The sequence below is a fragment of the Nocardia sp. SYP-A9097 genome (assembly GCF_009649815.1).
In the GTDB taxonomy this organism is placed as follows: domain Bacteria; phylum Actinomycetota; class Actinomycetes; order Mycobacteriales; family Mycobacteriaceae; genus Nocardia.
Genome location: NZ_WJIC01000063.1, coordinates 1 through 9,687, shown reverse-complemented (window position 1 = coordinate 9,687; position 9,687 = coordinate 1). Strand labels below are relative to the sequence as shown.

The following is a 9,687-nucleotide window of genomic DNA, read 5'->3' as shown; positions in this document are numbered from 1 at the left end:
CGATGGGCAGCCTCGACCTTGTACTCGGCCGTGAACGACCGACGCTTACCAGGAGGCATGTGAACATCCTTCCATCAGGACCGTTAGTCCTGCGAATCAGGTGTCCACTATCCGGGGGGAGCCTCAGTGCTCCGACTCGACGTTCAACCATATTAAAGACCGATCGGTATTCTTAGATCGACTGTTGAGCGCCTACGTCGGAGTTCGTGAGAGGACTAGCGATGGCTGCGGGTTGCGAACGATGAGGCTGCCGTACTACGCCCCAATGCTGGCCACAGCCGGGGTCGTTCCGCAGAACGACGCGCAGTGGAACTACGAGGTGAAGTTCGACGGCATCCGCGCCATCGCATATCTAGCCGATGAACTGCGAATTTTGTCTAGGAATAACAAGGACATCACCACTGCCTGGCCCGAACTAGCCCCGCTCGCACCCTCGAATCCGCCGTTCGTCGTCGATGGCGAAATCGTCACGCTTGATGCAGACGGACGATCGTCGTTCGGAGCGCTTCAATCGCGAATGCACCAGCGCAACCCCGCCAGGATCCGATCCCTGGTCGCTACCACGCCAGCCACCTACATGATCTTCGATCTGCTCCACATCGGCGATCGGTCGCTGATCGACTTGCCTTATCAGCAGCGTCGAAAACTTCTTGAACAACTGAACCTGCGTGGCCCTCACTGGCAGACTCCGCCCCGTCTCAGCGGCCCCGGTGCGACCGTCCTCAGCGAATCACGCCGCCTCGGATTTGAGGGCATCGTCTGCAAACGCCTCGACAGCCCCTACGTGCCCGGTCGGCGGAGCCCACTCTGGCTCAAGGTCAAGAACATTCGGGATCTAGAGATCATCATCGTCGGTTGGAAACCAGGTACTGGACGTCGGGCCGGGCACATCGGCTCACTGCTGATGGCTGTTCACGCCCAAACCGGAGAACTGACCTACATCGGCAACGTCGGCACCGGCTTCACCCAATCGATGCTCAACGACCTTAGAGTGAAACTCCAACCTCTGGAACGCAGAACAGCGACCATCGACGCCGATGTCGCCGACGCCGTCTGGGTCGAACCTGAACTCGTCGGTGAAGTGACCTTCACTGACTGGACCGGCGACGGCCGTCTACGACATCCCTCATGGCGTGGACTGCGGTCCGACAAAGTCTCACGTGATGTCAAAATGCCTTTATCGGACCATTAGCAACATTCTGACCTGCGGCGATGTGTGGCCCGGTGGTTGGTGAGGTCACATGATCCGATTCGAACGCAACGATGTTGCGCCTGGCTCAACACAACGCGAGAACACCCACGCCATAACGCGCTCATGCCGATGCGCGACCAGGTTGAATGATGATTAATGCTTCGCTGGCGTCGATCTCACCTCGCGCTCAACAGACAATTCCACGCGGCCGAGTCTCGCGGCCACTCGCGCCGTGGAGTGCCGGCCGATCCAGTTCAGCTGGTCGAATTGTGCATCAATACATAACGATCAATGCGCCAGTACCCGACGAGAGATTGGCGCAGGTGCGCCGTTCAGTTCTCGGCCGGGGTCGATGCGACATGGGCGATCGCGCCTTCGCTCGCACTCAGCCAGAGCCAGGTCAGGTAGTTGATGAACTCCTCGCGCGGCACGGCGATGGTGCCGTCGAGCCAGTCGATGAGGGTGCGGGTGCTGCCGTTGACCAGGACGGAGGCGGTGATGTCGAGCATGGGGTGGTCGGCGTGGCTGAGGGTGCGCGCTTCGGCGGCGAGGATGGTCACTATGCGCCGGATCGCGAGGCCACGCTGGTGCGAGGCGGCCTCGGTGGCGGCCATTTCGCCGAAGAAGACGCGTGCGCGTCGAGGGTCGTTGACCGCGTAGTCGACCAGTTTCTCGATCATGGTGCGCATGAGTTGCGGGCGTGGGATCGACAGGTCGTTGACCACGACGAGGGTGAGGATTTCGGTGGCCAGCTCGTCGATGACGGCGGCGGCGAGCGCGTCGATATCGGCGAAGCTCTCGTAGAAGTAGCGCTTGATCAGGCCCGCTGACGTGCAGACCCGTTCCACGTTGAGCTGCCGCCACCCTTGTTCGGCCACCACGGTGATCGCCGCGTCGAGAAGTGCCGCGCGGCGCCGGGCGGCGCGTTGCTCGCCGGATTCTCCGCCGTAGTTCTGCTTGGTCGATGCGCTCACGCGGTCGATCCTCCCGTATTGCCCGGACCTCTTGACTGATCCCCCTAAGTCTGACACCTTTTCGTATCAGTCTCTCTGATACGGGCAAGTATCAGACTTGAGCCGGAGAGGTATCAATGGCGATTTCCGTAACCAGGACGCTGGACGTGGGCGAGGTCGGTGAGGCCGCGAGCACGCAGCGGCACCCGGTCGAGTGGTGGTATGTGAACGCCATGCTCGACGCGCCGGGCACGCCGATCGACGGCATGACGCTGGTGGTGGCGTTCTCGAAGTTCGCGGGTGTCATCGAGGAGGGGCGGCATGTGATCGTGTCGCCGGACGGCGGGATCTTCGCCGACTTCGGTACCGGCCCGCTCACCGAGGGCACCATTCGCGGTGATTCGCAGCGGCTGGATGTGCGCAATGGGCGCAACTATCTGCGTGGCGGGTATCCGGATTACGAGCTGCACGTCGAGGGCGAAGCCGCCAGCGGCGCATACATTTCCGCGTCGCTGAACTATGTCGCCGATGCGGAACCCGAGCGTGAGGGCTACATCGACTCGCAGTTCCGGCATTGGGTGCTCTACCGGGCCCGGGCCGAGGGCAGCATCACCATCGGATCGAACACCTACCCGGTGCGCGGGCTCGGCTACATCGAGCATCTGTTCGGCACCCTGGGCTGGCTGGAACCGTATCTGGGCGAGCCGAATCCGCCGCATTTCGTCAATGGCTGGAACTGGTACTGGTCACCGGCCGCGGGTCCGTCGGAGTTGATCGTGCAGGCGGGCGGGTTCATCACCGAGGGTGAGCCGGTGCCGTTCGTGTCGGTTTCCGCGGACCGAAAGACCTACGAGCACTTCATCACCGGCACCTTCCAGACATTGGAGACCCGCCGCGTGGACGGCGTGCCGCATGCGCACAAGTTCCGCCTGACCGACAGCAATGAGGCCGGCAGCGTCGACCTGACCTTCACCCGGCGTGACGCCGCGCAGCGAGCCGTCAAGCAGGCCCCGGGCGGCAACAAGGTCGTATTCGTCACCGGCTACACCGAATTGGAAGGCACCGTGACGCTCGGCGACACCACCTACGACGTGACCGGCCGGGCGTTCGGCAGCGTGTTCACCGTGTCATTGAGCCCGGTGCTGGTGCAGGCCAGGAATCTGCCGCCGGCTATTCGGGTGCCCCTCGGTAGAACGTTGCGGCTCGTGCGGCAGCTCGCAGGACGGGGGAACTGAATCATGGCTTCTCCCAGCAAGTCTCGCCCCATTCTCGATACCGAGGCCGGGCTCATCCATGTCCGGCGTCCCGCCGACGGCGGCCTGCGTGACGCGCAGCGCGAGTGGGAGCGCATCGGCGTGAAGGCCCGCACGAAATGGCTGCTGCGCATGCGGCAGTGGCTGCTCGACAATGAGCACCGGCTCGTCGAGATCAGCCGGCAGGAGGGCGGCAAGGTCCGCAACGAGCCATTGCTCGAGACCATCCTGATGGTCGAGGTGATCGACTACTACGCCCGCGTCGCACCGAAACTGCTGTCGCCCAAGCATGTTCGCGGAGCGTCTCCCCTGGTGCTCGGGAAGCGGTTCACGGTCGACAGATCCGCGTTCCCACTGGCCGGCGTGATCGGTGCCTGGAACTTCCCACTGCTGCTCACCTTCGGCGACGCCATCCCGGCACTGTTCGCCGGATCCGCGGTGCTGCTCAAGCCGTCGGAGGTGACTCCGCTCGCGGTGCGTGAACTGGTGCGCGGCTGGCACGAGATCGGTGCGCCGCCGGTGGTGGAGGTGCTGCTCGGCGGCGGCGAGACCGGTGCCGCACTGGTCGATGCCGTCGATTTCGTGCAGTTCACCGGCTCGGTGGCCACGGGCAAGAAGGTCGCCCAGCGCGCGGCCGAATCGGTCACGCCGGTGAGTCTGGAACTCGGCGGCAAGGACCCGTGCCTGGTGCTGGCGGGGGCGAATCTCGAACGTGCCGCCAATTGCGCCGTCTACGGCGGCTTCGCCAACAACGGCCAGGTCTGCATGGGCTTCGAACGGGTCTACGTCGAAACGAGCGTCTACGACGAGTTCGTCGAACGCGTGGTGGCCAAGGTGAAGTCGTTGCGCTCCGGCATCGACGAGCACAGCGACGTGGGCGCACTGACCTCCGCGCCGCAGATCGACATCGTCGATGCGCAGGTGCAGGACGCGATCGACAAGGGTGCGAAGGCGCTGACCGGCGGCTATCGCATGGACCGTCCGGGCACCTGGTACGCGCCGACGGTGCTGGTCGATGTCGATCATTCGATGACCCTCATGCGGGAGGAGACCTTCGGGCCGGTGCTGCCGATCGTGCGCGTCGCCGACGCCGAGGAGGCGATCCGGCTCGCCAATGATTCCGAATTCGGGCTCAGCGCAACAGTGTTCGCGGCCAGCACCAAAGAAGGCGAGCGCATCGCGGCTCGGCTCGAGGTCGGCGCGGTGAACATCAACGACTTCCTGGCCAATATGACCTGCGCGGAAGTGCCGCAGGGCGGGTGGAAGAACTCCGGCATCGGCTCGCGCGCCTCGGAGTACGGGCTGCTGAAATTCACTCGTACCAAGGTGGTTTCGTCCAGCTGGCTCCCGGCCATGGACAGCGAACCGAACTGGTTCCCCTACACCCCGACCCGCTGGCGGATCTTCCGCAGCGCGGCTCGATTCGTCCACGGGCGTGGCCTCGGCCGCCTCGGCATCTCTTGACCCATCCCCCACACCAGAACGGAACAATGATGTCCCTGTTCACCCGCTATCCCGAAATCCGCATTGCCGGAGCGACCGTCGCCATCACCGGTGGTGCGCGCGGTATCGGCCGCGCCACGGCCGAACTGTTCGCCGCGCACGGCGCGAAGGTCGCGATCGGCGATCTCGACGAGAAGCTCGCCGCGCGCACGGCCGCCGATATCGGTTCGCGCTGCCGGGCCTTCGGTCTCGACGTGGCCTCGCGAGAGTCCTTCCGCGCGTTCATCTCCGCGACCGAGGCCGAACTCGGTCCGGTCGATGTGCTGATCAACAATGCCGGCATCATGCCGCTGGGCAGCTTCCTCGAGGAGCCGGACAACGTCTCCACGACCCAGATCAACGTCAACTTCCTCGGCCCGATCACCGGTATGCGCGCCGTGCTGCCCGGCATGATCGGCCGCGGCTACGGGCACGTCGTCAATGTCGCCTCCCTGGCCGGGAAGATGCCGACCCCGGGTGCGGCGGTATACAGCGGCACCAAGCACGCGGTCGTCGGGCTCAGCGCCTCGGTGCGCGACGAGGTCGCCGAATACGGTGTCAGCGTCAGCACCGTGCTGCCGAGCCTGGTGCGCACCGAACTCGGCGCGGGCGTCGCCATGCCTGCCGCCGTGACCGTCGAACCGGCCGATATCGCGGCGGCCATTCTGGATTCCGTGCGCACTCGCCGCGCGGAGATCGTGGTGCCGCGCTGGCTCGGTGCAGCGGTGGACACCGCGAACCTGCTGCCCAACTCCTTGCTGGAGGCGGGCCGAAAGCTGGCCGGCGCCAACACCGCCGGATCGGAGGCGAACAAGAGCACCGACCGCGCCGACTACCTGCGCCGCATCGCCAAGCAGGTGGGCGACGCATGATCACTACCCTCACAACGCCGGGCTGCCGCTGCTGGGCTACTCGCTCAACGTGTTCGACGACCTGCTCGGTCTGCAACGCCTGCTCTACCGCCGCTACGGGCCGGTGCACTGGACCAGCGCCTTCGGTACGCAGTTGGTGCTGGCCGTCGGGCAGGAAGCGGTCGGTGAGGTGCTGGCCAACCGCGACAAAGCTTTCGCCAGTGCGGGCTGGGCCCGGTTCCTCGGCTTCTATCGCCAGTTAGACCTGTTGCTGCTCAACCCTGTTGCGGCGCAATCTTGGCTGTTCACGATCATGCCGGAGCCGGAGATCTAGTGCAACAGGATTGTGCTGGAAATTTGGACCGATTGACGGGAGTAGCGGGCCGCAGCATCAGCCATGGTGGTCTCGGCGAACGAGCAACCCCAATTCGATCCCATTTGCTCCCCGCTCCCGCGCCTGCCCCAGCTGGGCGGCGAGCCCACATTGATGCAGTCGAACGTCGAGAAGACCTGTGCGCCAATGGATTCTCGTCAGTCCCAACAATGAGTCAGCCCGCCGACGACGAAGGGCGAGCCGGCGAGGCCGAGTGCATCCGCCAGCAGAATGTTGCCCCTCGGGCCGCCGCCAATCCGGTAGCCGTCGGCGCATCCACCACGAGCTGGGATCGAGCCCTCTGATGCCGCCAGCCGCACCACCAGCTCAGGTACCTCCCAGGACGTTCAGCACCGCTTGGACTCGACAGCCGTACCGGCACAAGCCGATTGGTCTCGATTGACCTTTCGACTGGCATTCAAATCTGAACACCCTGTTCTGCGGGGCGCACATCCACCTGTTTGGCACGGCGCAGGAGGGTCGGATCGTGGGCGTTGGGTGGTCATTCGCTCCTTTGATCCGAGCTGCGGCGGTCGAGCCGCTCGACGAGCTGCTGAACCCACCGTTCAGCCAGCGCAACTGCTTCGGGATTTTCTGCCTTCAACGCGACTATCCGCGTTGAAGCTTCTCGACGTTTCGTCTCCGTTTCGGCTTCGGACTGCACCGCATACGGATTCAGAACTGTGGGCGGTATGCGGTAGACGGAACCCGCGGCGTCGCGGACTTCCACTAGCTTTTCGCAATCCGAATCGACCATGACAAGACCGTACCGCCAGGTCTGCGGCCGCTAGAATGCCGCAGACGAGGACTTACGACTTCCGCGCTTGGCAACCACTGGCCCTGCCTCGGGCGACGTTACCTGTGTGTCACCGCTTGCCGATGCTCGGCAGATGCGCTTCGGCATCAGCCAGCAGCGCCGACGGCGTCGTCGACAGTGCTTCGGCCAAGTCCCATAGCCTGTCGATCTGCACGCTCGCTGTGCCGAGCTCGATCCGAGCGATGACTGGTCGGGACACGCCCGAGGCCGCAGCGAGTTCGTCCTGAGTCCAGCCCGCCGCTTCGCGCGCGCGGCGTACCGCAGCGCCGACCGCGTCCCGCCTCATTTTGCGGACCCTCCTCTGCTGCGGAGACAGCGAAGCGTTGGGTACCGGCATGGCCGAATCATCGCACGTTCGGCCAATCCGATGCCCGCGCCTGCGAAGTCCCGGAACCGGCACGCCATTACACGTGAGTATCGCTTGCGATACAAACCACTGCTAGTGACCTATGCTACGACACGCGCTGAAATAGTGCTCCGACGACCTCTCCTCTGTGTCGCGGCGGTCGGCTTTCCTCTCCTCGCACTCCCGAGGGATGCCGGGCGCGTGCCGGTGGAACCGATGGCGGGTGGGAGGTCGGACCGCGCGCACCATGCGATCTTCTCGACCGGGCCGACCGAGGTGTCCGGGAAAGCCGAACTCGGCGGGATGATCGCAGCATGCCTGTCCCGTCTCGAGTGAATGACCACCCCACACGAGATCGGAGCTTGAACGTTGTCCACGGTGATCCTCAAAGGGCGCTTGGCAGGCATCGACCCCGCCGCCGAAACATGGCTTGCCGCAACCAGCCTCGCGAGCGATCGCGACGCGGCGTTGCGGTTGTCGCGGGCAGTCGATCCGGCTCGATACGGCATCGGCAAACGCGATCGGTTGGACCTGTCCCGACTGGACCAGGAGATGTCCGAGCGGGTGGTCCGTCTACTGATCGCCGGGCAGGTTCCCACTCCTGCCGCGCTCGGCGCGGCCGAAATCTGCCAGCCCACGATGGCCATCGACGCGACGTGCACATTGCACCGCGCCGAGAGCAAGCAACTGCAGCGACTCGTACGCGCCGACGCGGACACTCTGGGCGATGAATTGGCGTGCATGATCGGCGAGCACTGGGCCGCGCATGACATCGGCCCGACCTGGCAGGAAGTGTGGCACAGCGAGGCCTGCATCCAGTGGTGGGACCATGCATGCGGCGAGCTGCCCGAATTCCGGATCGGCGCGAACCCCACCTTCGTGATGCTCGAGCGCCTCGGATGGATTGCTTCCAACCGCAGTTCGCGTTCGCTGTGCACGGGACGGCGATTCCACACCCGCTTTTTCCGCGATCACGTCTCGGGGGCGTCACCCGCCACGATCGGATACCTGCTCGCCCGCCAAGTAGGTATCCATCGACGCCTCCACGGCGGCCACGGTCCGCAGTGGGCACAGATCGCCGACACCCTGACCGATACCAAGGGCGTGCCACTGTTCTTCAACGCCCACGACGGTCGCGCTCAACAACGATGGCTGATCACACAGCGATGGATCCGCGTGCAGGACAACCAACTTCGGCGGGGCGACCGCGCCAAGACCGAGACCCGCCGCCGGGCTGGTCTTCGGAAAAGGACAAACACCATCATCCCGGCCGCCTGAGATCGCACTCATCCCCTGCGTCCTGGTCAACGATGGCTGGCGACCTCACTAAGGCGCCTTATGTGGGTTGACAGGGGTGGGCCTTCGGGGCAATGAGGAGGTGCAAGCCATCCCACGCCCGAAGGCCCACCTGTCATGCTCCCGCTCGAGGACTTGTTCGTCCACCTCTACGTGCTGATCGACGACGCGATCAAAGACGGTGTGATCGCGGTACCGCGACGGCCCGGCCCGGTGCCGGGCTGTACGGACGCGGAGGTACTCACCGTCGCGGTGGCCCGGCATGTACGGGGTGTGACCAGCGAGAATGCATGGCTGTCGCAGGTCCGTGCCGATCACCCCGAAGTGTTCCCGGCCCTGCCGTGCCAGAGCGAGTTCAACCGCCGCGTCCGCTGGCTGTGGGGCGCGTTCGAGCAGTTACGCGCTCACGTGGTCGCCGCGGTGCCGGTCGATGAGTGGCAGCAGATCGATACCACCGCCCTGCCCGTCAAGCATCCTTCCCGGGTCCGTGGCCCGGACTCCTGGTGTGGCCCGGCCGATCTGGTGGCCGGGTTCGGCCGCGACGCCGCGCACGGGGAGTGGTTCTACGGATTCCGGCTCGCCCTGCGCACCGATCTGGGTAGCCGCCTGCCCCGGGCCTTGGAGATCACCCGCGCCGCGGTGAACGAACGCACCGTGGCCCTCGACCTGCTCGCCGATGCCGCGCCGCCGGCCGGGCTGCTCCTGGATCGCGGTTTCGCCGGCCGCGCCTTCGCCGCCGCCCAGGCCGAGCGCGGCACCCGCGTGATGCTGGCACCGTTCCGGGCCGAGCGCCGCACCATGTCGCCACCGCGGTTGCACGCAATTGCGGTGTTACGCAACAGGATCGAGACAACAAATGGTGAGATCACCGAGAATTTGGGCTTGGCCCGCCACCGGGCTCACACCTTCTGGGGACTACTCACCCGCACCGCAGCGACCCTCTGCGCCCACGCACTACTGCTATGCGGGTTGATCTGAACAGGCCAACCCACATAACGCGCCTAAGAGAGCGTCTGAGAACTCGGTGAGGGCGTCGGTGTGAGGCTCGAGATTTGAGTGAACTCCTGGTAATTCAGTGTTTACCAAGACGCTGATCTACCAGGAGTTCGTGTGCCAGTATCGCC

At 64.9% G+C, this 9,687-nt stretch carries 10 protein-coding genes; 7 read left to right on the top strand and 3 right to left on the bottom strand.

Features of this window, described 5'->3' with window-relative positions:
- Positions 1 to 241 precede the first annotated feature (241 nt).
- On the top strand, positions 242 to 1,192 hold the full coding sequence (gene ligD, locus GFY24_RS40630) for a non-homologous end-joining DNA ligase (RefSeq protein ID WP_228567163.1): 951 nt from the start codon (positions 242 to 244) through the stop codon (positions 1,190 to 1,192).
- Positions 1,193 to 1,524: 332 nt separating this feature from the next.
- Here ligD and GFY24_RS40625 read toward each other — a convergent pair whose 3' ends face one another.
- On the bottom strand, positions 1,525 to 2,166 hold the full coding sequence (locus GFY24_RS40625) for a TetR/AcrR family transcriptional regulator (RefSeq protein WP_153810437.1): 642 nt from the start codon (positions 2,164 to 2,166) through the stop codon (positions 1,525 to 1,527).
- Between the two features lie 116 nt (positions 2,167 to 2,282).
- On the opposite strand from GFY24_RS40625, the gene GFY24_RS40620 reads away from it, so the two are divergent.
- Genes GFY24_RS40620 through GFY24_RS40605 form a run of 4 tightly spaced genes read left to right on the top strand, consistent with a single transcriptional unit; the run spans position 2,283 to position 6,065 of the window.
- Complete coding sequence (locus GFY24_RS40620; protein WP_153810436.1) at positions 2,283 to 3,380, top strand: hypothetical protein; 1,098 nt, start codon at positions 2,283 to 2,285, stop codon at positions 3,378 to 3,380.
- 3 nt (positions 3,381 to 3,383) lie between these two features.
- Positions 3,384 to 4,862: an aldehyde dehydrogenase family protein gene (locus GFY24_RS40615; RefSeq protein WP_153810435.1), complete on the top strand. Its 1,479-nt coding sequence runs from the start codon at positions 3,384 to 3,386 to the stop codon at positions 4,860 to 4,862.
- A 26-nt stretch (positions 4,863 to 4,888) separates the two neighbouring features.
- On the top strand, positions 4,889 to 5,752 hold the full coding sequence (locus tag GFY24_RS40610) for an SDR family oxidoreductase (RefSeq protein WP_153810434.1): 864 nt from the start codon (positions 4,889 to 4,891) through the stop codon (positions 5,750 to 5,752).
- Positions 5,753 to 5,801: 49 nt separating this feature from the next.
- Positions 5,802 to 6,065, top strand: a complete 264-nt coding sequence (locus GFY24_RS40605) for a hypothetical protein (protein WP_153810433.1) — start codon at positions 5,802 to 5,804, stop codon at positions 6,063 to 6,065.
- Positions 6,066 to 6,606: 541 nt separating this feature from the next.
- On the opposite strand, the gene GFY24_RS40600 is transcribed toward GFY24_RS40605, so the two are convergent.
- On the bottom strand, positions 6,607 to 6,861 hold the full coding sequence (locus GFY24_RS40600) for a hypothetical protein (protein ID WP_153810432.1): 255 nt from the start codon (positions 6,859 to 6,861) through the stop codon (positions 6,607 to 6,609).
- Between the two features lie 109 nt (positions 6,862 to 6,970).
- Positions 6,971 to 7,207: a helix-turn-helix domain-containing protein gene (locus GFY24_RS40595; protein ID WP_228567162.1), complete on the bottom strand. Its 237-nt coding sequence runs from the start codon at positions 7,205 to 7,207 to the stop codon at positions 6,971 to 6,973.
- A gap of 429 nt (positions 7,208 to 7,636) precedes the next feature.
- Here GFY24_RS40595 and GFY24_RS40590 point away from each other — a divergent pair, with 429 nt between their 5' ends.
- Together GFY24_RS40590 and GFY24_RS40585 are read left to right on the top strand one after the other, a co-directional pair.
- The gene (locus tag GFY24_RS40590) at positions 7,637 to 8,545 is read left to right on the top strand and encodes a hypothetical protein (RefSeq protein WP_153810430.1); all 909 of its coding nucleotides are present in this window, start codon (positions 7,637 to 7,639) and stop codon (positions 8,543 to 8,545) included.
- A 135-nt stretch (positions 8,546 to 8,680) separates the two neighbouring features.
- Positions 8,681 to 9,541, top strand: coding sequence for a transposase (locus tag GFY24_RS40585; RefSeq protein ID WP_153810429.1), 861 nt, complete (start codon positions 8,681 to 8,683; stop codon positions 9,539 to 9,541).
- The last annotated feature ends 146 nt before the right edge of the window (positions 9,542 to 9,687 follow it).

Coding starts and splice junctions, on each gene's coding strand:
- ligD (WP_228567163.1), top strand. CDS start 242: ATGAGGCTGCCGTACTACGCCCCAATGCTGGCCACAGCCGGGGTCGTT.
- GFY24_RS40620 (WP_153810436.1), top strand. CDS start 2,283: ATGGCGATTTCCGTAACCAGGACGCTGGACGTGGGCGAGGTCGGTGAG.
- GFY24_RS40615 (WP_153810435.1), top strand. CDS start 3,384: ATGGCTTCTCCCAGCAAGTCTCGCCCCATTCTCGATACCGAGGCCGGG.
- GFY24_RS40610 (WP_153810434.1), top strand. CDS start 4,889: ATGATGTCCCTGTTCACCCGCTATCCCGAAATCCGCATTGCCGGAGCG.
- GFY24_RS40600 (WP_153810432.1), bottom strand. CDS start 6,861: ATGGTCGATTCGGATTGCGAAAAGCTAGTGGAAGTCCGCGACGCCGCG.
- GFY24_RS40595 (WP_228567162.1), bottom strand. CDS start 7,207: ATGAGGCGGGACGCGGTCGGCGCTGCGGTACGCCGCGCGCGCGAAGCG.
- GFY24_RS40585 (WP_153810429.1), top strand. CDS start 8,681: ATGCTCCCGCTCGAGGACTTGTTCGTCCACCTCTACGTGCTGATCGAC.